17 protein-coding genes and 1 pseudogene are annotated in these 25969 nt (G+C 72.8%); 7 read left to right on the top strand and 11 right to left on the bottom strand.

Annotated elements, in window-relative coordinates; all coding sequences use genetic code 11:
• Positions 1 to 87 precede the first annotated feature (87 nt).
• Positions 88 to 1056: an aldo/keto reductase gene (locus tag ACGFYV_RS03500; protein WP_393876650.1), complete on the top strand. Its 969-nt coding sequence runs from the start codon at positions 88 to 90 to the stop codon at positions 1054 to 1056.
• Between the two features lie 360 nt (positions 1057 to 1416).
• Positions 1417 to 3333 (top strand): ricin-type beta-trefoil lectin domain protein, encoded by a 1917-nt coding sequence (locus ACGFYV_RS03495; protein ID WP_393876649.1) that lies wholly within the window; start codon positions 1417 to 1419, stop codon positions 3331 to 3333.
• A gap of 22 nt (positions 3334 to 3355) precedes the next feature.
• Here the strand turns inward: ACGFYV_RS03495 and ACGFYV_RS03490 are convergent, their stop codons facing one another.
• From ACGFYV_RS03490 to ACGFYV_RS03480, 3 genes are all read right to left on the bottom strand, one after another.
• On the bottom strand, positions 3356 to 4597 hold the full coding sequence (locus ACGFYV_RS03490; RefSeq protein ID WP_393876648.1) for a hypothetical protein: 1242 nt from the start codon (positions 4595 to 4597) through the stop codon (positions 3356 to 3358).
• A 188-nt stretch (positions 4598 to 4785) separates the two neighbouring features.
• A complete protein-coding gene (locus tag ACGFYV_RS03485; protein WP_393876647.1) occupies positions 4786 to 5508 on the bottom strand; it encodes a DUF4232 domain-containing protein in 723 nt (240 codons plus the stop codon).
• A 212-nt stretch (positions 5509 to 5720) separates the two neighbouring features.
• Positions 5721 to 7112, bottom strand: a complete 1392-nt coding sequence (locus tag ACGFYV_RS03480) for a serine/threonine-protein kinase (protein ID WP_393876646.1) — start codon at positions 7110 to 7112, stop codon at positions 5721 to 5723.
• A 47-nt stretch (positions 7113 to 7159) separates the two neighbouring features.
• On the opposite strand from ACGFYV_RS03480, the gene ACGFYV_RS03475 reads away from it, so the two are divergent.
• The gene (locus ACGFYV_RS03475) at positions 7160 to 7708 is read left to right on the top strand and encodes an RNA polymerase sigma factor (protein WP_393876645.1); all 549 of its coding nucleotides are present in this window, start codon (positions 7160 to 7162) and stop codon (positions 7706 to 7708) included.
• 39 nt (positions 7709 to 7747) lie between these two features.
• Here ACGFYV_RS03475 and ACGFYV_RS03470 read toward each other — a convergent pair whose 3' ends face one another.
• Positions 7748 to 10129, bottom strand: a complete 2382-nt coding sequence (locus ACGFYV_RS03470; protein WP_393876644.1) for a SpoIIE family protein phosphatase — start codon at positions 10127 to 10129, stop codon at positions 7748 to 7750.
• A 474-nt stretch (positions 10130 to 10603) separates the two neighbouring features.
• Positions 10604 to 12244 carry a multicopper oxidase family protein gene (locus ACGFYV_RS03465; RefSeq protein WP_393876643.1) on the bottom strand — a complete coding sequence of 547 codons (1641 nt, stop codon included), beginning with the start codon at positions 12242 to 12244 and terminating at the stop codon, positions 10604 to 10606.
• 212 nt (positions 12245 to 12456) lie between these two features.
• Here ACGFYV_RS03465 and ACGFYV_RS03460 point away from each other — a divergent pair, with 212 nt between their 5' ends.
• The 3 genes from ACGFYV_RS03460 (at position 12457) to ACGFYV_RS03450 (ending at position 15393) form a co-directional block, all read left to right on the top strand.
• Positions 12457 to 12696, top strand: a complete 240-nt coding sequence (locus ACGFYV_RS03460) for a hypothetical protein (RefSeq protein ID WP_100829756.1) — start codon at positions 12457 to 12459, stop codon at positions 12694 to 12696.
• 3 nt (positions 12697 to 12699) lie between these two features.
• On the top strand, positions 12700 to 13077 hold the full coding sequence (locus ACGFYV_RS03455; RefSeq protein ID WP_393876642.1) for a toxin Doc: 378 nt from the start codon (positions 12700 to 12702) through the stop codon (positions 13075 to 13077).
• Between the two features lie 558 nt (positions 13078 to 13635).
• Complete coding sequence (locus ACGFYV_RS03450; protein ID WP_393876641.1) at positions 13636 to 15393, top strand: RICIN domain-containing protein; 1758 nt, start codon at positions 13636 to 13638, stop codon at positions 15391 to 15393.
• A 193-nt stretch (positions 15394 to 15586) separates the two neighbouring features.
• Here ACGFYV_RS03450 and ACGFYV_RS03445 read toward each other — a convergent pair whose 3' ends face one another.
• Both ACGFYV_RS03445 and ACGFYV_RS03440 read right to left on the bottom strand, forming a co-directional pair.
• Positions 15587 to 16756: a lactate 2-monooxygenase gene (locus ACGFYV_RS03445; protein WP_393876640.1), complete on the bottom strand. Its 1170-nt coding sequence runs from the start codon at positions 16754 to 16756 to the stop codon at positions 15587 to 15589.
• Between the two features lie 113 nt (positions 16757 to 16869).
• Positions 16870 to 17463: a hypothetical protein gene (locus tag ACGFYV_RS03440; RefSeq protein ID WP_393876639.1), complete on the bottom strand. Its 594-nt coding sequence runs from the start codon at positions 17461 to 17463 to the stop codon at positions 16870 to 16872.
• A 346-nt stretch (positions 17464 to 17809) separates the two neighbouring features.
• On the opposite strand from ACGFYV_RS03440, the gene ACGFYV_RS03435 reads away from it, so the two are divergent.
• Complete coding sequence (locus ACGFYV_RS03435) at positions 17810 to 18289, top strand: subtilase-type protease inhibitor (protein ID WP_393876638.1); 480 nt, start codon at positions 17810 to 17812, stop codon at positions 18287 to 18289.
• Between the two features lie 389 nt (positions 18290 to 18678).
• Here the strand turns inward: ACGFYV_RS03435 and ACGFYV_RS03430 are convergent.
• The 4 genes and pseudogenes from ACGFYV_RS03430 to ACGFYV_RS03415 form a co-directional block, all read right to left on the bottom strand.
• A pseudogene (locus ACGFYV_RS03430) lies at positions 18679 to 19782 on the bottom strand (MFS transporter); the annotation flags it as partial.
• Positions 19783 to 20003: 221 nt separating this feature from the next.
• Positions 20004 to 22838 (bottom strand): NHLP bacteriocin export ABC transporter permease/ATPase subunit, encoded by a 2835-nt coding sequence (locus tag ACGFYV_RS03425; RefSeq protein WP_393876637.1) that lies wholly within the window; start codon positions 22836 to 22838, stop codon positions 20004 to 20006.
• Between the two features lies 1 nt (position 22839).
• Complete coding sequence (locus ACGFYV_RS03420; protein WP_393876636.1) at positions 22840 to 25074, bottom strand: NHLP family bacteriocin export ABC transporter peptidase/permease/ATPase subunit; 2235 nt, start codon at positions 25072 to 25074, stop codon at positions 22840 to 22842.
• Positions 25071 to 25877, bottom strand: a complete 807-nt coding sequence (locus tag ACGFYV_RS03415) for an HlyD family efflux transporter periplasmic adaptor subunit (protein WP_393876635.1) — start codon at positions 25875 to 25877, stop codon at positions 25071 to 25073. Before ACGFYV_RS03415 ends, ACGFYV_RS03420 begins: the two co-directional genes overlap by 4 nt.
• Positions 25878 to 25969 lie beyond the last annotated feature (92 nt).

The following is a 25969-nucleotide window of genomic DNA, read 5'->3' as shown; positions in this document are numbered from 1 at the left end:
CGTTCGCGCGCGGTGATCGTCAAGTCCCCCGGGGGCCACCCCGTAGGCTCGCCGATGACAACCGTCCCGAAGGCAGGAGCAGCAACGATGCAGTACGTGAAGCTCGGTTCGACGGGCCTGGACGTCTCGCGGATCTGTCTGGGCTGCATGACCTACGGCGCACCCGACCGCGGCGTCCACGAGTGGACCCTCGACGAGGAGGCCTCCCGGCCGCTGATCCGTCAGGCGCTGGACGTGGGCATCAACTTCTTCGACACCGCCAACGTCTACTCCGACGGCACCAGCGAGGAGATCGTCGGCAAGGCCCTGCGCGACTTCGCCAACCGCGACGAGATCGTGCTCGCCACCAAGGTGCACGGCCGGATGCGGCCAGGACCCAACGGCGGCGGACTCTCCCGCAAGGCGATCATGTCCGAGATCGACCACAGCCTGCGCCGGCTCGGCACCGACTACGTCGACCTGTACCAGATCCACCGCTACGACCACTCCACGCCCGTCGAGGAGACGATGGAGGCCCTGCACGACCTGGTCAAGGCGGGCAAGGTGCGCTACATCGGGGCGAGTTCGATGTACGCGTGGGAGTTCTCCAAGGCGCAGTACACGGCGGACCTGAACGGCTGGACCAGGTTCGTGTCCATGCAGAACCACTACAACCTGCTCTACCGCGAGGAGGAGCGGGAGATGCTGCCGCTCTGCGCGGACCAGGGCGTCGGCGTGCTGCCCTGGAGCCCGCTGGCGCGCGGCCGGCTCACCCGCGACTGGGGCACCGTCACCGACCGCAGCGCGAACGACGCCTTCGGCGGCCGGCTGTACCTGGAGAGCGACCGGTCGATCGTCGAGGCCGTCACCCGGATCGCCGGGGAACGCGGCGTCAATCGCGCCCAGGTGGCCCTGGCCTGGCTGCTGCACCATGCCACGGTGGCAGCGCCCATCGTCGGCGCGAGCAGGCCCCAGCACCTCGAGGACGCGGTGGCGGCTGTCGAACTGGAGCTGAGCCAGAAGGAGATCGAGGAACTGGAGCAGCCCTACACCCCGCGCGCGGTCAGCGGCCACTGACGGCGTACGAGGTCCGTGCGGTACGGGGGCGAACGCTCAGGCGCACCGTACCGCAGGGGCCGAAAAGACTTTCTCCGACAGGGACTTGGGAGACCTTGCGAAAATCTGCAAGGTCTCGCGGGGAGATCCATCGCGCACAATGTTTCGCAGCGGGAGATCTCTTGTTGCGCCGTACCGGGCTGTGCCAAGGTGTCCGCTGGCGGCGGGCGGGAATTGACATTTCCGCTGGACGCGCCAGGTCGCTCCCGTACGCCCTCACGCTTCAAAAGAGCTGCCGCAGGCGGACGTTCGAGATGCTGTGCCCCGTTCCGTACCGCCTGGTACGGACTAATTCCTTGGTGCGTCAGGAGGAATGCAGCCATGAATGCCGACGCCTCGGACGAGCAACTGAGCGCCGAACTGAAGAAGTGGACGGGCGCGCCTTTGGCGCTGCATCCCGTCGGTGAACTCCTCGACCGGCACTGGGAAGCGGCCTTCTCCTACGCCCGGCTGTGCACCGCGGGACCGCGGGCCGCGGGCATGCTCACCACGGCCGCCTTCACCCGCCTCTTCGGCGAGACGATACGACAATCCGGCCCGTCCGCCGCCTGGCGTCCCCACCTGCTGGTCACCGTGCGCCGCATCGCCGCCGAATGGGACGGCGATGGCCGGCGGGAACTCCTGCACCCCGCCGTGCTGCCGTCCCCCCGAAGCGGCGAGCGCGCCGTCGCCCGGCTGCTTCCGCCGGCCGAACGCCGACTGCTGTCCCGCGCCTTCCAGCGCCTTCCCCAGGCGGCCCGCGCGGTCCTGTGGCACACCGAGGTCGAGGGCGATCCCCTTGCCGTGCCCGCGGCCCTGCTGGCCCTGGACGAGGAGGAGACCGGGACCGAACTGCGCCGCGCCCGCGAACGGTTGCGCGAGGAGTGCCTCCAGGCCCACCACGAACTCGCCCCCGAGACCGAGTGCCGGCGCTATCAGCGCATGCTCGACGTCACCTTCCGGCGCGGCGGCGTCGACATCGACCCCGACCTCGGGCAGCACCTCGCCGGATGCCGCCACTGCGGCCGGACCGCCGACCAACTCGCCCGGTTCAACGCGGGACTCGGCCTCGCTCTCGCCGAGGCCGTCCTCGGCTGGGGCGCCCGCGCCTACATCGAGTCCCGCGCGGCCCGCACCGACGACGGACCCGTCCGGACCGACGACGGGCCCGTCCGCACCGACGACGGGCCCGTCCGGACCGCCGGCACGGCCGACGAGGCCGCCGCCCCCGGTGCGCGGACGGCGGCGGCCCCGTTCCCGCCGCCAGGAGGCGAGGCATTCCTCGCCGATGCCGCGCCGGACGCCCCCGCCGCGCCTCCCGGCCGGCCCGCGGGGACGCGAGCCGCACCGGGACCGGCCCCGCGCCGTCCGATGCGGCGCACGCCGGCGGGCTCCCGGCCGAGGCCGGGCCCGCACCCGGAACGGGGGGCCGCCACAGGCCCGTTCCCGACGGCCGCCTCGACAGCGCTCCCCCCGGACACCGCCCCGCCGCCCCGCGAGGGCACCCATGGCTCACACCGTTCCCACCGCTCCCACCGCTCCCCGCGCTCCGCCCACCGAGCCGCCCGCCGGACCCGCCGCCGCACCCTCGCGCTGGCCGTCGTCACCGTCGGCGGCATGGTCGTCCTCCCTCTGGTCCTGTGGTCGGTGCTCGGTTCGCACGACGCCCCGGCGCCCGCCCCCGGCGCGACACCCTCGCGGGCGACCGGCAGCCAGACCACCTCCCCGCCGGATCCCTCCTGGGCACGGGCCAGTGCAACGGCCCAGGGCGCCCTGCACGGGCAACTGCACAGCCTCGCCTCCGGACTGTGCGTCGGCGTCGCCGGGCAGAAGGCCGTCCGGGGCGCGGAGACCGAACTCGCCCCGTGCTCCGCGACACCGAGCCAGCAGTGGACGTACGAGAGCGACGGACTCCTCCGCAACGCCTCCGCCCCCGGCCTCTGCCTGGACTCCCACCTCGGCTACTCGGTCCGGCTCGCCCCCTGCTCGGCCACCGGGCAGGCCGCCCGGAACATCCGCTACGACTTCACCCTCCAGGGCACCCTCGTCCCCCGCGGCAGCCAGGACCTCGCCCTCACCCCGGCCGCCACCGACGGTTCCGGCGCGCTGGTCACCAAGAACCGCACGGGTGCGGTCGCCGAACACTGGACCCTCGACACCGCCCGGCCCGACCTCCGGATGGAGATCGTCGACTGGGACTCTGCCGCCACGCCCGCCCCGACGGCTCCAGGCGCCGGCGCGTGGGGCCGCCCGCGCTGACAGCCGCGTCCGTCCCGTACGACTACGACGTCGTGCTGCCCGCCGCCCCCAGGAACTCCTCCCAGCCGCCGGCCGGAGCCTGCCCCGGCACCAGCGTGCGCAGCTTGCGCAGCACCGCCGGGTCCTGCGCCTCCAGCCAGGCCACGAGCTGCTTGAAGGACACGAACCGCACGTCGTCGTGCTCCGCCATCCGGCCGATCGCCTCCTCGACGGCGTCCATGTAGATGCCGCCGTTCCAGCGTTCGAAGTGGTTGCCGATGAAGAAGGGGGCGCGGTTGCTCTCGTACGCGCGCTGGAACCCGGCCACATAGGTGTCCCGGGCCTGGGCGCGCCAGGTGTCGAACTTGGTGCGGTCGCCGAGGGGGTCGCCGCCGGACTGGTTGAACATCATGTTGTAGTCCATCGACAGCACCTGGAAGGAGTGGCCGGAGAACGGTATCGACTGCAACGGGAAGTCCCAGATCCGGCCGCCCTGCACCTTGCCCGGCCACACCTGCAGCCCGCCGGGGGAGCTGGCGTCGTACTTCCAGCCGAGCGCGGCGGCCGTGGGCAGCAGGTTGGTCTGGCCCTCCAGGCACGGTGTGCGGCCACCGATCAGCTCCTCGCGGTAGTCGAACGGCAGGGGATCCAGGTCCGTGAAACCGGTGTTCGTCTTCCAGTGGGTGACGAAGTCGACGGCCTGCTCGATCTCGCTGCGCCACTCGGCCGGGGACCAGTTGCGCACGCCACTCGCGCCGCAGAAGTGCCCGTTGAAGTGGGTGCCGATCTCGTGCCCCTCCAGCCACGCCTCGCGCACCTGCTGGATCGTCGCGTGGATGTGCCGGTCGGCGAGGTAGCCGATGTCGGACGCGCCGACCGCGTGCCGCGGCGGACGGTACAGGCTCTTCCTGGACTCGGGCAGCGTGTAGATGCCGCTCAGGAAGAAGGTCATCTTCGCGCCGTGGCCGGCCGCGACCTGACGGAACCGGGAGAACAGCTTGTTGCTCAGCTCGCCGGCGCCGTCCCAGGAGAACACCACGAACTGCGGGGGCTTCTGGCCCGGCCTCAGCGCCTGCGGCACCGGCTGGTGCGGCTGGGCGCCGGTGTCGGCGGTGGAGCCGTCACCGATCGTCTTCACCGGCCGGGCCTGCGCCGTGGGCCCGCCGTCCACCGGGTCCTTCCCGCCGACGACCGGACCGGTGCCGGGGGAGCAGGCGGACAGCGCCCCGAGGGCACCCGCCGCCGCCCCCGCCGTCAGTACCCGCCTGCGTGAGATCCCGCTCATGTTCCGCCCCGATTCCCTCGTGCCGGCCCCGTGCGGGGCGCGCTCCCTGTGTGGTCGGGGAGTTCGATGAGGGGTCCGGGCGAAAAGATCGCGGCGTCCGGGCGGTGTTGCATGCCTGTGACACTTGTGCCGCGGACATGACGAACCCCGCCACCCGTGGGCGGGCAGCGGGGTTCGCGGGCAGGGAGTCAGGCGCCGGTGCCGGGGTTGACGACGGTCAGGAAGACGGAGGAGGAGTTGCCGGAGACGGGGACCGGTCCGGCCGTCCACGTCACCTTCAGGGAGTCCCGCTCGTCCGGCGGGGTGACGAGCAGCGCCGCCGCCTTGGCCGTCTTGGCCTCGCTGACCTCCGGGTTCGAGAAGGTCAGCCCCGCCCAGGCACTCTGTCCGGGCTGGAGCGTGACCGTGACCGGCGAGCCCGAGGAGCGCTTGGGGTCCGGGCCGAGCTGGGTGCCGGAGGCGTTCACGAAGGCCGCGCCCGGATAGCCGCGCAGGGTGCAGGTCCGCGCCGACTTGTTGGTGAGGACGACGGGGAAGTTCTCCTGCCCGGCGCCCGGGTTGTTGCCGCCCACGGAGGCGCGCAGCTCGGAGGTGTGACACCGGCCGCCGGCACCGCCGGCCTCGGTGCCGGCACCCGAGGAGGCCGAGGAGTCCGAGGAGGCCGGGACGCCTGAGGAGGCCGAGGCGTGTCCGGCGGGGGAGGACGCCGTGCCGTCCGGTGTGCCGGTGCCGGACGACGCCTCGGGAGCGGAGCTGTTCGTGGCCTCGGTCGCCGGGGCGGCCGTACCGGAGTCGGTCCTCGCCGGGGCGGCCCCGCCGTGGTCGGTGCCGCACGCGGTCAGGAGGCCCAGAACGGCGACCGTTCCCGCGAACAGGGCCCCGCGGCGCAGGGGCTGGGATGAGTACGCCATGTCGCTCAACACTCCTGGATGATCACGGCACGTGAGGGTCGCGTGCCTCGGGCGCCGGGTGCGCCGTCACCACACTTCGATGCACGGGCCACCGGAAAGGTTCGGTACGTACGGGAAATCCTTTCCCATGTTCTCCGTCACGTGATCCGTCCCGCCCCGAGTCACCCGCCCCGTCCCGCCCGGAGACACGTGACCCGTCCCGCCCCGGTCCGTCAGGTGACCCGGAGCGAGCGGAGGACGCCGTCGGTCGCCTCGGCGGCACCCTGCCGGCGTACCTGCACGTACACCTGCGGCCGGTCCGGGCCGGTCGCGGGGCGCAGCGCGGACTCGGTGACCGAGCCGCCGTCCCGGCAGCCGGTCCAGGTGCGGACCGTGCCGTGCCAGCGGACACCGGTGAAGTCCCGGGAGCCCGCGTAGTGGCAGCCGGAATGGGTGAGGGCGTCCACCCGGGCGGCCACGTCCCCGTGCTCGGCGACGCCGACGAACACGCCGTCGACCCCGGACGACAGGTCGGACCAGTTCGCCAGCCGGTCGGCGACGACCAGACCCGGCTCGTGCCCCTTCGGCAGCCCGAGGGCGCCCGGGTCCCAACCGGCGTCGCGCAGTTCCTTCGCCCAGCCGGCGGGCACCGCGACGCTCACCCGGCCGGTGGAGTCGTGCACGGTCGTGTCCCGCGCGCCGCCACCGGACCGGTCGAGCATCAGTGTCACGGCGCCTGCGGCCAGCGCGGCGGCCAGCAACCCGGCGGCCAGGAGCGTCACGCCGTTGAGCCGGCCCCGGACGCCGTCGAGCCGGCCCGCCCGCCGGGTGCCGGACCGCGCGGCCAGCCGCTCCAGTTCCTGGGCGAAGGCCCCCGCGCTCGGCCAGCGCCGCTCCCGGTCCGGCTCCAGGGCCCGCAGCAGCGCCCGCTCCACGTCCTCGCCGAGGTCCGGCCGCAGCCTGCGGGGCGGGACGATCCTGCCGGGCGGCCCCGGCACACTCCCGGTGACCAGTTCGTAGCCGACCGCGCCCAGGCTGTAGACGTCGGCGCGCGCGTCGATGCCCTCACCGGGCTCGGCCTGCTCCGGCGGCTGGTAGCCCGCCGAGCCCGCGGCCAGGGTGAGCACCGAGGCCTGCGCGAGGCTCTTGGCCAGCCCCAGGTCGGCCAGCAGCACCCGGCGTCCGCCGTCCGGGGCGGTGTGCAGCAGCACGTTGGTCGGCTTGATGTCGCGGTGCACGATGCCGGCCTCGTGCAGCGCGGCGGCGCTCCACGCGGCCTGCGCGGTCAGCGTCAGCGCCTCGGGCACGGGCAGCGGACCGGCGGCCACCAGATCGGCGAGCGTCCCGGCGTCGGCGTACTCCATCACGAAGTACGGCCTGCCGTCGGGCAGTTCCCCGATGTCGTAGACCTGCACCACCCGGCTGGAGCCGGCCCGGCGCAGCAGCCGGGCCTCGGACAGGAAGCGGTCCCGGACGTCGAGCCGGTGTGCCCAGTTCTCGGCGAGGACCTTCACCGCCACCGGAGCCTGCAGCTCGTCGTCATGGGCGAGCCAGACCGTGGCGAAGGCGCCGGAACCCAGGCGCCGTTGCAGGCGGTAGCGGCCGATCCGCTCCAGGGAGTGCATACGACTATCATGCCTGGCCTGAGATCCACTCCGGAGGGGACCCTGACGTGCAGGAGCCGGCAACGGCCGAAGACCTCGCCCGGCGCGCCGCGGCGGGCGACCGGGCAGCCCTGGACCGGCTGCTGGCCGAACTGTGGCCCGAGGTGGTGCGCCGCTGCGGGCGCTTCCTGCCGTGCCGGGAGGACGCCGAGGAAGCCGCCCAGGACGTGCTGTTCCAGGTGTCCCGGCACATCTCCGCCTTCGAGGGCCGCAGCCGTTTCAGCACCTGGCTGTACACGGTCGTCGCGAACTGCTGCCGGCAGAAGTACCGCGAGCTGAAGCGGCGGGCGGCCGAGCAGCCCGCGGCCTTCGAGCCCGCCGAGCACGTCGACCCGCGCACGACCAGCGTCATCGCGGGTTCCCGGATCGATCTGCTGGAGGCGCTGGACCGGCTGGAGCGCGAGCATCCGCACCTGGTCGCGCCGCTGATCCACCGGGACATCTACCAGATGGAGTACGCCGAGATCGCCGAGCGCCTCGGCATTCCGCTCGGCACCCTCAAGTCCCGGCTGCACGAGGCCCGCAAACAGGTGCGGCCCTGGCTGCGCGGCTACTGATCCGCGGGGCTGGTGATCTGCGGGGCTGATGGCCTGGGGCTACTGATCCTCCTCCAGCAGGTTCAGCTCCGCCCAGATCGTCTTGCCCTCGGGGGTGTGCCTGCTGCCCCACCGCTGGGTGAGCTGGGCGACCAGCAGGAGCCCGCGGCCACCCTCGTCGAAGACCCTGGCCCGCCTCAGGTGCGGGGCGGTGTGGCTGGTGTCGGAGACCTCGCAGATCAGCGTGGCCGCGTCGTGGATCAGCCGCAGCCGGATCGGGAGGGAGCCGTACCGGATCGCGTTGGTGACCAGCTCGCTCACCACCAGTTCCGCCGTGAACGCGGCCTCGCTCAGCCCCCAGTGCTCCAGCTGTTCCACGACCTGCTTGCGCAGCGGCGCGACCAGCGCCGGATCGGCGGGGACGTCCCAGGTCGTCACCTGGGAGGCGGGCAGCCCCTGGGTGCGGGCGACCAGCAGCGCCACGTCGTCAGCGACCCCGCCGGAAGGCAGCAGCGTGTGCAGGACGCGGTCGCAGGTCTCGTCCAGGGAGCCCGTGCGCGCCCGCAGGGCCTGGTAGAGCAACTGGCGGCTGGACTCCCCGCCGCGTTCCCGGGACCACACCAGGCCGTCCGTGTACAGGGCGAGGACGGTGCCCTCGGGCAGTTCCAGCTCGGCGGACTCGAACGGCAGCCCGCCCAGCCCCAGCGGGGGACCGGCAGGCAGGTCGAGCATCCGGGGCTCCTCGCCCGGCCGCACGATCACGGGCGGCGGATGCCCGGCCCGTGCCAGTGTGCAGCGCCGTGATACGGGGTCGTACACGGCGTACAGGCAGGTGGCGCCGACCTCGCCGGCGGTGGCGTCACCGCCCGACTCCTGCGCGAGCCGGACCACCAGGTCGTCGAGGTGGGTGAGCAGTTCGTCCGGGGCCAGGTCGATGTCGGCGAGCGTGCGGACGGCGGTGCGCAGCCGGCCCATGGTCGCGGAGGCCGGTACGCCGTGCCCGACGACGTCCCCGACGACCATCGCGACCCGCATCCCGGACAGCGAGATCACGTCGAACCAGTCACCGCCCACCCCCGCGCGTGCCGCCGGCAGATAGCGGGAGGTGGCCTCCACGGCGGCGGTGCGCGGCAGGGTGCGGGGCAGCAGGCTGCGCTGCAGGGCGAGCGCGGTGTCCCGCTCGCGCGAGTAACGGCGGGCGTTGTCGATGCAGACGGCGGCGCGCGCGGTGATCTCCTCGGCCAGCATCATGTCGTCCGTGGTGAACGGGTCCGGGTGCCGGTGCCGGGTCAGCACCGCGACCCCGAGGGTCAGCCCGCGGGCCTGGATCGGCACGGCCATCGAGGCGTGGATCTTGAACCTGCGTACGCGCTCACTGCGTACGGGGTTCCAGCCCAGCCACTGCTGCATGCTGCCGGCGTCCATCGTGGCCCGGATGGTGCGGCCGGCGGTCAGGGAGTCCGCCTGCGGCGAGAGCGTCGGATAGACCTGCACCTCCCCGGGTTCGGCCACCGCCTCCGGCACGCCCGGCAGGATCGACTGGTGGGCGATCCGGCGCAGGTTGACCGGTGCCGTGATGCGGGCCGGGGGTTCGCCGCCGTACTCCTGCGGGTCCAGCAGGTCGACGGTGACGAAGTCGGCGAGCGCGGGCACGCACACGTCGGCCAGCTCCTGCGCCGTACGGGTCACGTCGAGGGTGGAGCCGATGCGCAGGCTCGCCTCGTTCACCAGCTGGAGCCGCTGCCGGGCCCGCTGGTTGTCGGTGACGTCGTGCACGGCCAGGGACACGCCCCGCACCCGCCCCTCGGCGTCCGTGACGGGCGCCATCCGGGCCAGCCAGGCGTGGGCCCGCGCGCCGGCTCCGGTGCAGGTGAGCGTCTCCAGGTCCACCGACTGCCCGGTGGTGAGCACCTGGAGCATGCCCTGTTCCAGCTCCTCGTGCTGCGCTCGCCCGCCGATCTCCGAGATCCGCAGGCCACGCACCCGGTCCTCGGACAGGGCCGTCTCCTCGGCCATGGCGTCGTTCATCCGGCGCAGCCTGAGCCGCTCGTCGAACAGCGCGACCGCGCACGGCGACTGGATCAGACCCGCGGCGACCAGCGGATCGTCCGCGGCGGGCGGCTTCCCGGCGGGCAGCGGGGTGACCACCAGCCAGTCGCCGCCGCGGTCGTCGCGTGGCGGGCGGTGGTGCGCGAGCAGCCACACCGGGACGGTACGACCGTCGCTGTGGCGCAGTTCGAGCGTTCCCTGCCAGCGTGAGCCGGCGGGCCTGACGGCCTGGCCGTGCCCGGCGAGCAGCCAGCCGGCGGGGCGGCCCAGGACGGCGTCGGCCGGGTGGCCGAGGAGGCGGCGCGCGCCCTCGTTCCACTCCACCAGCGTTCCGTCGTCGGCGACGACGGCCCGAGCCGTCGCCGTGTCGTCGAACGGATAGACCCGGCTCATCGTCGCCACTCCCAAGCGCACACGCAGAGTCAACAGGCGCACCACTTGTGTTCCAGCCTAGTGCGTCACGCACATCCGTGAACCGGAACGCCGGACGCCCGCCGAGGAACGGCTCCGGAGACCTCGGCGACGCAGGGTGGACGGCGGGTGGACGGCGGGTGGACGCCGGGTGGACGCCGGTGGTCGGCAGGGTGGGCGCCGGTGGGTGGTCGGCAGGGTGACGCCGGTGTGCGGACGGCAGGTGACGGGCGGTCAGAGGCGGCTGGCCCCGGCGCCCGTCTCGGCCGCCTCCGGGGGCCGGGGTCCTCCGGCGCACAGGGAGGGAGCGGAGAGTCACCGGCCCGTCGGCGGGGTGGCCGCCGGTCCGTGGGCCGGGATCGCGGTCGGTTCGGTCGACAGAGGTGGTCGCCGGCCGGTGGTGGGGGTGGCCGGGGGTGTGGCGTGGGCCGGCGTCCGGTGCTGCTGGTCACTTCGTCACGTGTGGTAGCCGAGGACGGTCATCATGCCGCCCTCCGAGTGGTACTGGTTGTGGCAGTGCAGCATCCACAGGCCGGGGTTGTCGGCGTCGAAGTCGATGACCAGTTTGCGGTGGGGCAGGACGATGGCGGTGTCCTTGCGCGCGCCGTTCGCGTCCAGGCCGGTGAGGGCGAAGGTGTGCCCGTGCAGGTGCAGTGGGTGCCACATGTCGGTGGCGTTGATGAGAGTGAGCCGCACCCGTTCGCCCGCGCGGACGGCGTGCCGCTGGCGCACGTCGTACGGCTTGTGGTCGAAGCCCCAGTCGTACCGCTTCATGGTGCCGGTGACCCTGATGCGCAGGAAGCGGTCGGGGTCGCGGTCGGGCAGGGCGACGGAGGCGTCCGGTTCGAGATCGTGGGCCTGGACGAGTTCCCCGTCGAGTTCCGCGGGGCGGACATTGCGAGCCGGAACGGTTCTGCCGTTGTCCGTCCGCAGTACCGCGAGGGCCTGCCCCGTCTTGCCCTCGGCCATGGCGACGAGGGGGAAGACGCCGTCCCGGGCGGTGACGATGACGTCGTAGCGCTCGGCCATGCCGAGCAGCAGGGCGTCGGTGCGCTTGTGCTTCACGGGGTAGCCGTCGGTGTGCGTGACGGTCATGCTGTGGCCGCCGAGCGCGACGCGGAAGGCGGTCTCGGAGCCGGCGTTGATGATGCGCAGCCGGATGCGCTCACCGGCGCGGCACCGGAACACGGAGGGCGCGGCCGGCAGACGGCCGTTGATGAGGTAGTACGGGTAGGCGACGCTGCCCGCCTCCCCGTGCAGCAGACGGCTGTGGGAGTCGTGCAGCACACGGCTGGGCCCGGCCGCCTTGTGGGCGGCCGACGCCTTCGCGCCGGGTGTGCGGGCGGAGGCCGAGTGGCCGGAGCCGGGACCCATGGCCATGCCGCTCATGTCCATGGCCCCGTTCGAGCCCGGTTTGAGCTGTTCGAGCACGCCGTCGGGGGTGGAGCCGTCCACCCCGTCGAGCCAGTCGTCCAGCATGATGACCCATTCCTTGTCGTACTTGAGGGGCTCCTTGGGGTCGTCGACGATGAGCGGGGCGTACAGACCGCGGTCCGGCTGCATCCCGACGTGGGAGTGCAGCAGGTAGGTGCCCGGGTGGGCGACGGTGAAGCGGTGGGTGAAGTCCGCCCCGGAGTCGATGGCCTTCTGGGTCAGGTCGGGAACGCCGTCCATGTCGCAGCGCAGCCGGATGCCGTGGGAGTGGAGCGTGGTGGTGGTCGGCAGCCTGTTGGCGAGCGTGAGGCTGAGGACATCGCCCGCGGTGACGCGCACCAGGGGTCCGGGCAGCGCGTCGTGATAGGCCCAGGTCCGTACGTGCTTGCCGCCCAGGTCCAGGGTGGTCTCCGCGGCGGTGAACTTGAGCATGCGGACCGGGCCGGAGCCACGCTTGCGCTCCGCGGCACGGACCTCCGGACCGGATGGCTCGACATATCCCTTGGGCCCTGGCGGAACGAAGTTCCGCTCGGCGACCACGGGGCCCTGCGGGCCGGAGCCGGGAGGGGAGTCGGAGCCCGAGTCGCTGCAGGCAGCCAGTAGTCCCGCGCCGGCGGCAACGAACGGGGCACGGAGCAGGGTACGCCGCGAAGGTGTGTGCATGGAGGAAATAAGACACGTTTTGTGCTCAAATGTGATGGATCTGCAGCGGCGCGTCTAGGGATGACGGGTGTCGAAGGGCCTCAGGAGCCCATGGAGCCACACCCTTGGCCCACCGTGCCCATTCGGCCCTGCGGGTGCCCGGAGGTACCGGGATGAAGTGGTCTTGACCTGGTGATATTTACGGTTGAGTACCCTCGCGGTACCGTGAGGTCATGCCAGCTCTCAACGTGGAGTTCAGCGAACGCGAACTCGAGGATCTGCGGCAGATCGCCAAGGAGCGCGGTACGTCGATGAAGGCCCTCGTTCGAGAGGCCGCCGCCGCCGACATCGCCCGGCACCGGGCGCTCCAGGAGGGCGCGGAGGCGTTCCGCAGCTTCTTCACCGCCCATGCCGAGGAGTTCGCGGCCGCCTTCCCCGAGGACGAGCCGCCCGCCAAGGGTGAGGCCGCCTGAGTGATGCCCTCCACCATCCACATCGACGTCCCGTGGCTGCTCCAGCGCCACGAGGAGGTCCTGCCCGACCAGCCCACGGTGGACGACTTCTCCGCGCTGGTCGCCGCCGTCGCCCGGCACCGCGTCGACCCGCCCCGGCTCGGCGTGGACTCCGACCCCGCCTGGCGGGCCGCCGCCCTGCTGCACACCCTCGCCGTCCTCAAGCCGCTGCCCTCGGCCAACGCCCGCTTCGCCTGCGCGACCGCCGTGGCCTACATGTTCGTCAGCGGCGTCGGCATCGACCCGCCCTACGGCGCCCTCGTCGACCTCGCCCGTGACCTGATCTCCGGCAAGGCCGACGTGTACCGGGCGGCCGACCGGCTGCGCTCCTGGCAGATCTGACACCGTCCCGGCCGGCGGGGGAAGCCGCCGGAGCCGCCGGCCGGGAGCGGGACCGCCGGCCGCGGGCGGGAGGAACGAGGCCGGCGGCCGGTGTCGCGCAAGAGGGTCTCCCCGGCTCCCGGCCGAGCCCGAGGTTCTCGGCCGCCCGAGCCGGGGGACCCCCTGCGAGGGGCCTTCTGAGAGGGCCGGTCCACAGTCCACTCCCGGCGGCCACGGGGCGGGAGCGTGCGCGGCCGACCGGTGAGGGCGCGCGGTTCACACGGGGCGCGTGAAAAGCCGAAAGCCATCACACGCGAACCCGGTTCCGCGCGGCTTTCTGACTTTCCTTCAAACGGCTCGATGTGAACGACCGCCTTGTTGCGTGTGTGGAAGCTGTGCAAGGGTTGACACGTTCGTGCGGGGAGTAATCCCCGGGTGTTATACGGCCGTTGAGGAACCCGGATGGTACGACCCCGGCGAATTCCCGCTCCCCGCGCGCACGTTCCAGAAGTGCGCGCCGAGACGCGCGCACCGAGAAGTGCGCAGCGACGCACCACACGCGCCGAAGGAATCCGCCGAGTGTTCACCCCCCACCCCCCTCGTCCCGCCTACCCGCCTCCCGGCGTCGACCCCATGGAGTCCCACGAGTCCGACGAGTCCCACGAGTTCGGCGAGTCCGACGAGTCCGTCGCGGCCCCGCTGCGCGCCGGTTCCGACGCGGAGGCCTCGCGCGCCGCGGCCCTGCTGATGGCCCGGCACTGGCGGCCCGCGCACGACTACGCCGTGATCTGCCTGGCCACGCCCGGTCCGCTCGCCCACATGGTGACCGCCGCCACCTTCCATCAGGTCCTGGACCGGCTCACCCTCGGCGAATCCGCCGAGGCGCTCAGACCCCGGCTGCTGGTCGCCGTCCGCGACACGGTCGTCGACTGGGCGGCCACGCGGCGCACGACCACCGTTCTGCCCGGCCTCGACAAACCCGCCGGAGGCCGCGGCATGCGCGCCGCGAAGACCCTGATAGCGGAAAACCGCGCACTGTCCGCACGCTCATTCCAGGGCCTTCCCCGGTTCGAACAGACGTTGCTGTGGCACACCGAGGTCGAGGCCGAACCGATAAACGTCCCCGCAAGCCTGCTCGGCCTGGACAGCCACAGTGCCGCGAACGCGCTCGAACAGGCTCGCGAGAAATTCCGGGAAGGCTGTGTCCGCGCGCACCGGGAACTCGCCCCGAACACCGAATGCCGCCACTACAACCGCCTCCTCGACGTGCCGCTGCGCCGGGACGGCGGCCTGCTCCCGGACGTCCGCCGGCACCTCGCCGACTGCGCCTACTGCCGGCACGCCGCCGAGCAACTCGGCCGGATCGACGCCGGTTCCGGGGTGCTGCTCGCCGAGGCGGTCCTCGGCTGGGGCGCCCGCCGCTACCTCGACTCGCGCCCCGGCCGCACCCGGGCGAACCCGGCCCGCGCCCATGCCGCCTCCCGGCGCTCGCACGGCCGCCGGCGCGGCGGTGACGGACCCGGCCCGGCGGCCCGGACCACCGCTCCCGGGGGCCGCCGCCGGGGCGGCTCGGGGACCGCGCTCTTCGCCAGGATCCCGGCGCCGTCGCGCACGTCCGGTACCGGCTGGTCGTCCCGGACGCTGCTCAGCGGCGTCGGCATCGCCTCCGCCGGACTGCTCGTCACGGTCCTCGCCGTCGGCGCCTGGCCTGACGGCGGCGACGGCACCGCCCCGGTCGCCACCACCGGCGCCGCCCCCGGCACCGACGCCTCGGCCCCCTCGGCTCCCTCGGGCCCCTCGTCCTTCTCTGCCTCCGCCGGTGCGCCGGCGCCCGGCACCGCCGGACTGCCGTCGGCGGGCCGGCCGACCCGGCTGCGCAACACCGGCACCGCGCTGTGCCTGGACATCAAGGGCCCACCCCGGGCCGACGCGGGCACCGTGCTCGCCGCCTGCTCCTCGGCGCGCACCCAGCAGTGGACGTACGACGCCGACGGGCTGCTGCACAGCGCCGCCGACCCCGCCCTCTGCCTGGACTCGCACGCCGACGCCGGTGTGGTCATCCTCGGCACCTGCGCCGAAGACGGCACGCGGCGGGGCGACGACGTGCGCTACGACCTCACCGCGCAGGGCGAGTTGCTGCCCCGCTGGGACCGGACCCTCGCCCTCGCCCCGGCCGGTGCCCGTCCCGGCGCCGACCTGGTCGTCACGGTCCGCAACCGCTCCACCGACCAGCGCTGGGGGACCGGCGCACCGTCGACCGGTCCGGGCTCCTTCTCGGCCGCAGGCGGCGAGGGTGAGTCCGCGTGGCCCTCCGAACTGCCGCACCAGGGCACGTAGTTCCAGGGGGCACGTAGTCCAAAAGCACGTGGTTTCGAGGGCACGTGGTCCCAGCGGTCCGTGTCCGGCCGGCCGCGTGGCGGGCCGGACACGGACCGGCGCCCTGCACCGGCGTCCCGTCCTGCACGGGCCTATGGGCCGGTACGGGCCTGCACACGCGCCTGCACGTGTGCCTGTACGTGCCTGTACGGGCTTACGCGGGCATCTCGACGACGTCGTCCGTCGTCACCGTCGCCGGCGTCGCGTGGCCCGACAGCGCGAGGGTGAGGTCGAACTCGGCGAGCACGCAGCGGATGACGTGGTCGACGCCCGCCTGTCCGTCGAGCCCGAGGCCGTAGACGTACGGGCGTCCGAGCAGGACCGCCCGCGCGCCGAGGGCGAGGGCCTTGAAGACGTCGTCGCCGGTGCGGATGCCGCTGTCGACGAGCACGGTGAGCCGGTCGCCGACCGCCTCCGCGACCCGGGGCAGCGCGTCGGCCGCCGCGATCGAACCGGCCACCTGGCGTCCGCCGTGGTTGGAGACCACGACCCCGTCCATCCCGGCGTCGGCGGCCAGCCGGGCGTCGTCGGGGTGCAGCACGCCCTTGAGGACGATCGGGCCGTCCCAGTGCTCACGCAGGAAGGACAGGTCCGGCCAGGTGTGGCTCGCGTCCCCGAACAGGCCGAGGAAGTGCATCACCGCCGCGTCGGGGTCCTCGTGGACCGGCTTGGCGAGGCCCGCCTGGAAGGCCGGGTCGGTGAAGTAGTTGGCGGTGCCCACCCCGTGCAGGAACGGCAGGTACGCCTGGTCCAGGTCGCGAGGCCGCCACGCCAGCAGCGGGGTGTCCAAGGTGACGAACAGGGCGCTGAACCCGGCCGCCTTCGCGCGGGCGAGGAAACTCCGCGTCACCTCGCGGTCCCTGCCCCAGTACAGCTGGAACCACCGCTCGGCCCCACCCATCGCCTCGGCCACCTGCTCCATCGGCGTGCTGGACGCCGAGGACAGGATGTACGGCACCTCCCGCGCCGCGGCGGCCCGCGCGGCGGCGAGTTCGGCGTCCGGATGCATGATGGACAGCACGCCGACCGGGGCCAGGGCGAGCGGCGCCGGCAGGTCGCGGCCCAGTATCCGCACCGACAGGTCGCGCTCCTGGACGTCCTTGAGCATGCGGGGCACGATCCGGCGCCGGTCGAGAGCCGCCCGGTTGGCGAGTGCCGTGCTGCCCGCGCCCGCACTGCCCGCCACATAGCCCACCGGTCCGGGGCCGAGCCGGTGTTCGGCCAGTTCCTCGAGCCGGGTCAGGTCCGTGGGCAGCCGGGGCACGGCACCCGTCATCCCGTTCAGATAGATCTCGTACTGGAAGTCCGCCCAGTGCCTGGCCATCCGGCCCTCCTGCCGTTCGTCGCCGCGGTGCGCTGCGGGCCGACGATACGGGCAGGTGACGGGGATTGTGCAGACCGCGTCGATCGCGGACGGCATTCAGGCCGCAGGATGTGTCACCCGGTCTCGCCGTCGCCGTCGCGGTCGTCCTCGCGCTCGCGGGTGTCGTCGGGGGAGTCGCCCGTTTCCTCGCCGTCCGGTCCCTGCGCCCGTACCCGCTGGACGTGTTCGAGGGACTCGCGCAGTTCGGTGAGCCAGTCGTCGGTGTGACGCTGGACCAGTCGCACGCACCAGGCGAGCGCGTCGCTCCGGCTGCGCGCGACGCCCCCGGCGATGAGGGTGTCCAGGACCTGCCGCTCGGGCTGCCGCAGCCGGGTCATCACCGGCGCCGCGACATGGGTGAACAGGGCGCGTTCGGTGCCGCACACCACACCCCAGGACACCTTGCGGCGGAAGCGGTGCTCGGCCTCGCGGGCCACCTCCATCCGGGCCTCGCGGGTGCGCTCCCGGAACTCCTGGACGCGGGCGTGTACGGCGGCATCCCGCTCGGCGTCCGAGACGTCCTCGGCGAACCGGGGCTCGGGGATGCGGCCGATCACGGTGATCTCCTCGCGGTCGGGGGTCACCTCGACCAGTTCCTCGAAGAGATCGTCGGGCAGCCGGCCGGTGAACCAGCCGCGCAGCTTCTCCTTCTGCTCGGTCGTCATCATGTAATGAGGATTACTCGCGTGTCTTCATGAACGCAAGGAGTCGTGGAGAGGTCGTGAAGAGGTTCGCCAGGAGCGGAGCAGGAGCAGGGTCGGAATGTTTCAGGCCTATTAACCAGCAGGTGATTTCCGGCCAACTGGCCGCTTCTCACGATCAAGAACCGCTCAGTTGTGCGGTCGACGTGGCCGCGTTCCGTGACTTCACGCCACTGATTCAATACGCAAGGTTACTGAAACGCGCGGGTGCGATGTGTGTTTCGTGGCCGGACTCGGCAGAGTGACGCTCGCCGTTCCGGCATCGACCTGACCGGAGCGAGCGCCCGTCCTCTTGAGCGGAAGGATGCACACCATGCGGACCACCGCGCGCTGGGCAGCGACCCTCGGCCTCACGGCCGCCGCCGTCTGCGGACCCCTGACCGGGGCCGCCGTCGCCGTGCCGGACACCGCCGTGCCGGACACCGCCGTGCCGGCCAGCGTCGTGCCGGACTCTGCCGCGCCGTCGCTCTACGCCCCCTCGGCGCTGGTGCTCACCACCGGCCACGGCGCCGACGGGGCCACCGCGACCCCGGAGCGCGCCGTCACCCTGAACTGCGCCCCGACGGCCTCCGGCACCCATCCGGCCGCGGCCCTCGCCTGCGCCGAACTGCGCGGCGTCGACGGTGACTTCGGGTCCCTCACGACACGCGAAGACGTCTGGTGCACCAAGCTGTACGACCCCGTCGTCGTCACCGTCCAGGGCGTCTGGCAGGGCCGGCGCGTCTCGTACGAGCACACCTTCGGCAACACCTGCGTGAAGGACGCGCTGAACAGCGGCGTCTTCGCGTTCTAGGACCGGGATCGCGCGGTCCCCGTGACGCCGGATGAGGTTCGCGACTGGGGAGTAGCGGCCCCCGCAGCGGGGAACCAGCGATCTCGCACCGGGACAGGCGGGCGGAGTGGGGCCCCCGCCGGCTCCCGGTGGCACAGCCGCTCCCCGGACAGGCCCGTGGGGGGCCTTCCGGGGAGCGGCGAAAAACAACCGTTCACGACGGGACCGACGACCGGTCCGGAGCGGGAAGGCCGGTCGGCTCCCTCCGGGCTCCCGGCGGTGCCCACCGCCGCCGACGCCTTGCGCACACCGACGCCGTGACAGCGCGGAGGGGCCGCCGTCTCCCTGCTGACGGCGGCCCCTCGGACCGGATGGCTCCGCGCCGCGGCTCGGCGGAGCGAAGGCGGTCGTCACATGTGGACGACCGGTGCCCCCTCGGGATTACGCTCCGGCAGGCCGCGCCGGTAGAGCAGGAACGCGAGGACCGTGCCGGCGGCGAAGAAGCCGGCCGACCACCAGAAGGCGGTGGTGTAGCTCTCGATCGTCGCCTGGGCCCGGACCAGCTTGTCGGCCGGGTTGCGGTGCGACAGGTAGTCGGTGGCGGCGCTCGCGGCGAGCGTGTTCAGCAGGGCCGTACCGATCGAACCACCCACCTGCTGCATGGCGTTGACGGTCGCCGAGGCGACACCCGCGTCCTCGGCGGCGACCCCTCCGGTGGCCAGCTGCATGGCGGGCGGTATGACCAGACCGAGGCCGACACCGATCACGATCAGCTGCGGCAGCACGGCGCTCGCGTAGTGCGAGCCGAGGCCGATGCCGGTCAGCCAGGCCATGCCGGCCGTGGCGATCGCGAAGCCCAGCGGGATGACCGTCTTGGGGCCGATCCGCGGGATCAGCACCGTGGTGCCGACCTGTGCGGTGACCATCAGCGCGCCGACCATCGGCAGGAAGGCGACACCCGTCTTCGTCGGGCTGAAGCCGAGGTTGAGCTGAAGGTAGTAGGTCAGGAAGAGGAACACGCCGAACAGACCCGCGCCGGTGATGAGCACCGTGACGAAGGAAGCGCCGCGGTTGCGGTCCAGCAGGATCCGCAGCGGCAGCAGCGGGTGGGTGGTCCGGCCCTGCCACCAGACGAACGCCGCCAGCAGCACACCGCCCGCGATCAGGAAGCCCCAGGTCAGCGGCGAACTCCAGTGGTGGGTCTCGGCGTTGGAGAAGCCGTACACGAGGGAGAAGAGACCCGCGGCGACCAGGACCGTGCCCGGCACGTCCAGCTTGGCGTTCACCGCGTCCCGGTGGTTGCTCAGCAGGACCCAGCCGCCGATGAAGGCGACGACCGCGATGGCCACGTTCACGTAGAGGGTCCAGCGCCAGTCGAGCGCGTCGGTCAGCACACCGCCGAGCAGCAGACCCACCGCGCCGCCGGCCCCGGCGATGGCGCCGTGCACGCTGAACGCGCGTGCCCGCTCACGGGGGTTGGTGAAGGTGGTGTTGAGCAGCGACAGCGCGGCGGGCGGTGCCTGGCTTGGACTGAGCGGCGGGCGATGCCTGTCGTGGCCGGGCCCGGCCGGGCGTCACTTCGAGGACGCGCCCCAACTCCCCACCGGCTACGCGGGGATGATGCCGCTCGCCCACGTCCCGCCGCTGTGGCGCCGGGTCATGGACCACCGGGTCCTCGCCCACTACGACGGCGACGTGACCCGCGCCACCATCCAGCCCTGCGGACGGCCCGGCCTCAGGTCATCTGCCGGCGCACCAGTTCGTGCAGCCGCCCGCCGGTGTCGGAGAGCAGTTCGGCGGGCGAGCCCTGCTGGATGACCTTGCCGTCCTCCATCACGATCACCCGGTCCGCGTCCAGCACCGTGGACAGGCGGTGGGCGATGACGATCCGGGTGGTGTTCAGCTTGCGGGTGCTCTCGATGACCGTGCGCTGGGTGTCGTTGTCCAGGGCGCTGGTCGCCTCGTCGAAGAACAGGATCCGTGGCCGCCTGATGAGCGCCTGCGCGATCATCAGGCGCTGGCGCTGCCCGCCGGAGATCGCGCCGTTGCCCGCGACGATGGTGTGCAGGCCCATCGGCATGCGCTTGATGTCCTCGGCGAGGCCCGCCAGTTCGGCCGCGGCCATCGCCTCCTCCGGCGTGTACGGCTCGGCGCCGCAGATGACGTCCAGGATGGACCCGGTGAAGGGCTGCGCGTGCTGGAGCACCACCCCGCACTGGCGGCGCACCGCCGACTGGTCGAGGGCCGCCAGGTCCTGGCCGTCGTACAGGACACTGCCCGAGACCGGCTTGTCGAAGCCGATGAGCAGGCGCAGCAGTGTGGACTTGCCGCAGCCGCTGGGGCCGACGACCGCCACGAACTCGCCCGGCCGGACCGCGAAGGACACGTCGTCCAGGACGAGGGGACCGTCGTCGGAGTACCGGAAGGACAGGCGCCGGGCCTCGATCGCGCCCGACAGCGGTCCCGGGCGGGTGCTGGCCGTTCGGACCTCCGGGGTGGCCTCCAGGACCGGCTGGATCTCCTCGAACAGCGGCAGCGCGGCCACGGCCGAGACGAACGAGCCGGTGAGCTGGGTGACCGCGGTCAGCACCATCGTCACCGCGGTGTTGAAGGTGAGGAACGCCGCCGCCGACATCGCGCCCTTCGCGGGTCCGGCCAGCAGCATGAACATCACCAGCGTGCACACCGGCAGATAGACCGCGCCCAGCACCGAGGTGAGGTTCTTGATCCGGCCGACCTTCTGCTGGAGTTCACGGCTGCGCGCGAACTCCTTGGCCCAGGCGGCGTACGCGTAGTTCTCCGCCGCCGCCACCCGCAGCTTGGGCAGGCCCCGCAGGGTCTGGAAGGCCTGGTTGTTCAGCTTGTTGCCGAGCACCACGAGCCGGCGCTGCCAGCGCACCTGCCACAGCCCGAGCCCCAGGAAGACGGCGGCGATGACGACGAGCATCCCCATCGCCGCCAGCGCCAGCGGCACGCTGTACCACAGCAGCAGGGCGACGTTCATCGCGCCGATCGTCACCGACTGGGCGACCACCGGGCCGACGCCCGCCAGCAGCCGGCGGATCGCGCTGATGCCCATGGCGGCACTGGCCAGTTCACCGGTCGGACGCTGTGTGAAGAACCGGGTGGGCAGGCGCAGCAGCCGGTCCCAGACGGCCGGCTGGAGCGCCGCCTCGATACGGCCCTCAAGGCGCAGGATGGTCAGGTTCTCCAACAGTGTGAACACCGCCGACACCACGCCGCTGATCATCACCGCCAGACAGACCTGGACGATCAGACCGGTCTGCGCCTTCGGCACGTACTCGCCGAGCACCTTGCCCGTGGCGATCGGCACCAGCGCGCCGATCACCACCGTCACCAGACCGGCGAGCATCAGGTTGACCACATCGCCCCGGGTACCGCGCAGACTGAACCGCAGCAGCCCGAACGGGGTCAGCCGGCGCTCGGGCAGCGGCCGGTAGAACATCACCGCGCGCGGCTCGAACTCCTCCGCGTTCGCCTTCTCGATCGGCGTCTCGCGTCCGGTTCCCGCGTGCACGGCCACATAGCCGCCGCGCCGCCACAGCAGCGCCACCGGCGCCCCGGACAGCGCCCGGTGCCCGACCAGCGGGCCCACGTTCTCCCGCCACCAGTGCCCGTCAAGACGTACCCCGCGGGTGCGCACCCGCGAGGCCAGCGCCACCCGCTCCACCGGATCGAGCCGCTCGCTCTCGGTGCCGCTCTGCGCGGGCTCGGCGAGGGTGATCCCGGCCGCCTCGGCGACCAGCTTGCACACCGCGTACCCGGCATCGGCGTCGGCCGCCGTCGCCCGGCGGGCCGAGCGCTTGCCGATGGAGGCCAGCAGCGTCCGGTCGGCCTGGGCGCGGACCGCCTCACCGGCCTTGATCCCGGCCGCCGTCCGCGTCTCGTGCGTGCGCTCCAGCTGCTCGATCCAGCGGTCCAGCGCGGTCAGCAGCCGGTACTCCTGGTCGACCATGCTCTGCCACAACGCCGGGTCCATCAGCAGGTCGGCCGCCGCCTCCGCGCCGTACAGCGAGCCATACCGCACGCTGCCCGGCGGCACCTGCATCCAGAACACGTCGTCATCGCTCGGCGCGGTGGTCCGGTCCTCGGCCATCGGCGCCTGGAACAGCACGGACAGGCCGCGGCCGACGCCCAGCGCGAGCGCGTACTCCAGCGGGCTCGTGGTCGGCGGCACGTACTGCGCGTTGCCGTACTCGTCGTACGACCAGGTCTGGGTGTCGGCCGTCTGGTACAGCTCGCGCAGGTTGACGCGGTGCACGACGCAGTCGCGGACCGGGCGGGCCACCAGGGTGTGCTGGGGCCCGGCGACCGGGCCGAGCAGCAGCGCGCCCGCCTCCAGCCGGCCGAGGTGGTGCCAGTGGCCCTGCTGGGCCGCGTCCACCGCGAACAGGTCGAGGGCGCCGGCCGCGACCAGCCACAGCACCTGCGGACCCTCCAGGTCCAGCCGGTTGAAGCCGGCGCAGTCGACCCGCGTGCCCAGCGCTCCGAGGGCGCCGAGGACGAGGTCGCCGTCGGCGCCCTCGTACCCTTCCTGAACCGTCGTCATCTCACCGCTCCCTGACCAGCGCCGCGTACGCGCCGCCGTGCGCCACCAGCTCCTCGTGCCGCCCGCGTTCGACGACCGTGCCGTGCTGGAGCACGACGATCTCGTCGCTGTCGCGGACGGTGCTCAGCCGGTGGGCGATCACCACGCAGGCGCAGCCGCGCCGGCGCAGGTTGTCCATCACGACCAGCTCGGTCTCCGCGTCCAGCGCGCTGGTCACCTCGTCCAGGACGAGGATGCTCGGCCGGCGCACCAGCGCCCGCGCGATCTCCAGCCGCTGGCGCTGTCCGCCGGAGAAGTTGCGGCCGTCCTGCTCGACCCTGCTGCGGATGCCGCCGGGCCGGCGCATCACCACGTCGTACAGGGCCGCGTCCCGCAGTGCCTCGACCACCGCGTCGTCGGGGATCGACGGGTCCCACAGGGCCACGTTGTCGCGCACCGAGCCCTCGAAGAGGAACACGTCCTGGTCGACGAAGGAGACGGACGCGGCGAGCGCGCCGCGCGGGATGTCGTCCAGGCGGCGGCCGTCGATACGGATCACCCCGTCCCACGGCGCGTACAGACCCGAGATCAGCCGGGACACCGTGGACTTGCCGCTGCCCGAGCCGCCCACCAGCGCCACCTGCTGCCCGGGGCCCACCGTCAGGTCGAACCCGGTCAGCAGCGGCTGGTCCAGCGGGCTGTAGCCGAAGGTGACGTTCTCCAGCTCCACATGCCCGTGCAGCCGGCGCGTGGACTCGCCCCGGCCGGCGCGGGCGTACAGCGGGTCGGCCTGGAAGTTCTCCACGTCCTTCAGCCGTGCCACGTCGGCCGCGAAGTCCTGGATGCGGCCCGCCACGCCGTTGAGCCGGGTCAGCGGGGCCGTGAAGCGGGTGACCAGCGCCTGGAAGGCGACCAGCAGACCCACCGAGATGTGCCCCTCTACGGCCCGCATGCCGCCGATCCACAGGATCAGCGCGCTGTTGAACGTGGCGAGCGTCGGTGCGACCACCCCCAGCCAGGCGCTCGGCACCCCGAGCCGCTGCTGCTCCTCCAGCGTGGTGGCGTGCTGCCCGGCCCACTTGCGGAAGTAACCGTCCTCGCCGCCGGTCGCCTTCATCGTCTCGATGAGCTGCAGACCGGTGTACGAGGTGTTCGTCAGCCGCGCCGTGTCCGCGCGCAGCTTCGCCGTCCGCGTCGCGCGCAACCGGATCACCAGCCGCATGGCCACCACGTTCAGCAGGGCCACGCCGATGCCGAGGAACGTCAGCTGCGGGTCGTAGGTGTACAGCAGCACCGCGTACAGCACGACGACGATCGCGTCCACGCCCGCCGCCGCGAGGTCGCGGGCCAGGGTCTCGGCGACCTGGTCGTTGGACTGGAGCCGCTGCACCAGGTCGGCGGGGGAGCGCTGGGAGAAGAAGGTCACCGGCAGCCGCAGCAGATGGCGCAGGAAGCGGGCGCTGGAGAGGGTGGAGGAGATGATCCGGCCGTGCAGGAGATTGGCCTGCTGGAGCCAGGTCAGCACCAGGGTGAGCAGCACACAGGTCGCCATCGAGGCGAACAGCACGCCGAGCAGCGAGGTCTGGCCGCCGATGAGGAACATGTCGATGTAGGTCCGGCTGAGCGCGGGCAGCGCCGCGCCCACCAGGACCAGCAGCAGGCTGGCGAGGATCGCGGCGGGCAGGGTGCCCGCGGTGCCGCGCAGCCGGGCCGGCATCGCACCGAGCACGCCCGTCCTGCGCCCGCCCCTGGTGAAGCCGTCGCCCGGCTCCAGCACCAGCACGACACCGGTGAAGCTGCCGTCGAACTCCTCCATGGGCACGAACCGGCGGCCCTTGGCGGGGTCGTTGATGTACACCCCGCGCCGGCCGAAGCGGCGGCCCATGCCGTCGTAGACGACGTAGTGGTTGAACTCCCAGAAGAGGACGGCCGGTGCCCGCACGTCGGCGAGGGCGGCCAGGTCCATCTGCATGCCCTTGGCGGTCAGGCCGTAACCGCGGGCCGCCTTCAGCAGGTTGCTCGCGCGCGAGCCGTCGCGGGAGACACCGCAGGCGATGCGCAGCTCCTCCAGCGGCACGTGACGGCCGTAGTGGCCGAGCACCATCGAGAGGGAGGCGGCGCCGCACTCGACGGCCTCCATCTGGAGCACGGTGGGGGTACGGACCGTGCCGCGGCGGGACTTGGGGACGGGGCGCCGGGCCGGTGCGGCACGTCGGCGGCCCCGGTTCTCCTGGGTGCCCCCGGTCGAGACGGTCACGGGAGCAGCCAATCGACGGGACGCTGGTCGGCCAGCCGGATCGATCCGGCGGCCAGGGTCATGGAGTCGAGCGGGAACGGCGGTCCGTCGGCGGACGACCAGCGGTAGCCGCTCTTCGTCGCCGACGACGTGTCCAGCGACACCAGGACGGCAACCGGCCGGCCCTTGCCGGTGAACTGCTCGCCGAGCTGGCTGTCGCCGAGGAACGCGGCGATCGACTGGGCGGACTGGGCGGTGCGGTCCACCGACTTCACATGCCCGCGCAGCACGCCGTACGTCTGTGTCGGTACGGAGGACACCGTCAGGTCCACGGCGGCGTGCGCCGGGATGGCGGCGGCGTTCTCGGCGGGGACGTACACGGTCGCGTACAGCGGGTCGGAGGCGTGGGCGACCTTCTCCACGGCGGCGACGTTCGCGCCGGTCCGGATGATCTGCCCGATGGTGGCGGCGAGCGCGGTGACGCGGCCCGCGGCGACCGTCCGGATCACCTGGTCGCCCTGCGCCGTCCGGACCTTCAGGACGGGGGCGTTCGCGGGCAGCCGGTCGCCCTGCCCGGCGAGCACGGCCGTCACCTGCCCGGCCACGGGACTCTGCAGCAGATAACTGCCCTGCCCGTGCGTGAGGATGGCCTGCGCGCTGACCGTGGAGGCGACCGAACCGGTCACCGCCCACACGGAGGCCGCCGCCATCACGACGACGGTGACACCCAGCGCGAGCCAGCCCTGCGGGCGTGCCAGACGCACCGGAAGGTCCAGCTCTTCCGGTGACTGGAGCTTGGCGAGGGCCTGTTGGCGGAACTGCACGGAACTTCCCTCACCCGAGGAGAGACGACGTCACGGCATGTTTCGGGCATCCGAGAGTCCCGGAGCCGCGGGACGGCTCCGGGACTTCGGTG

This window comes from Streptomyces sp. NPDC048297 (assembly GCF_043201585.1).
In the GTDB taxonomy this organism is placed as follows: Bacteria; Actinomycetota; Actinomycetes; order Streptomycetales; family Streptomycetaceae; genus Streptomyces.
This window is presented reverse-complemented; position numbering and strand designations above follow the sequence as displayed.

Coding starts and splice junctions, on each gene's coding strand:
- ACGFYV_RS03445 (WP_393876640.1), bottom strand. CDS start 16,756: ATGGCCAGGCACTGGGCGGACTTCCAGTACGAGATCTATCTGAACGGG.
- ACGFYV_RS03495 (WP_393876649.1), top strand. CDS start 1,417: ATGAATGCCGACGCCTCGGACGAGCAACTGAGCGCCGAACTGAAGAAG.
- ACGFYV_RS03435 (WP_393876638.1), top strand. CDS start 17,810: ATGCGGACCACCGCGCGCTGGGCAGCGACCCTCGGCCTCACGGCCGCC.
- ACGFYV_RS03425 (WP_393876637.1), bottom strand. CDS start 22,838: ATGACGACGGTTCAGGAAGGGTACGAGGGCGCCGACGGCGACCTCGTC.
- ACGFYV_RS03480 (WP_393876646.1), bottom strand. CDS start 7,112: ATGCACTCCCTGGAGCGGATCGGCCGCTACCGCCTGCAACGGCGCCTG.
- ACGFYV_RS03500 (WP_393876650.1), top strand. CDS start 88: ATGCAGTACGTGAAGCTCGGTTCGACGGGCCTGGACGTCTCGCGGATC.
- ACGFYV_RS03485 (WP_393876647.1), bottom strand. CDS start 5,508: ATGGCGTACTCATCCCAGCCCCTGCGCCGCGGGGCCCTGTTCGCGGGA.
- ACGFYV_RS03440 (WP_393876639.1), bottom strand. CDS start 17,463: ATGATGACGACCGAGCAGAAGGAGAAGCTGCGCGGCTGGTTCACCGGC.
- ACGFYV_RS03490 (WP_393876648.1), bottom strand. CDS start 4,597: ATGAGCGGGATCTCACGCAGGCGGGTACTGACGGCGGGGGCGGCGGCG.
- ACGFYV_RS03455 (WP_393876642.1), top strand. CDS start 12,700: ATGCCCTCCACCATCCACATCGACGTCCCGTGGCTGCTCCAGCGCCAC.
- ACGFYV_RS03465 (WP_393876643.1), bottom strand. CDS start 12,244: ATGCACACACCTTCGCGGCGTACCCTGCTCCGTGCCCCGTTCGTTGCC.
- ACGFYV_RS03470 (WP_393876644.1), bottom strand. CDS start 10,129: ATGAGCCGGGTCTATCCGTTCGACGACACGGCGACGGCTCGGGCCGTC.
- ACGFYV_RS03460 (WP_100829756.1), top strand. CDS start 12,457: ATGCCAGCTCTCAACGTGGAGTTCAGCGAACGCGAACTCGAGGATCTG.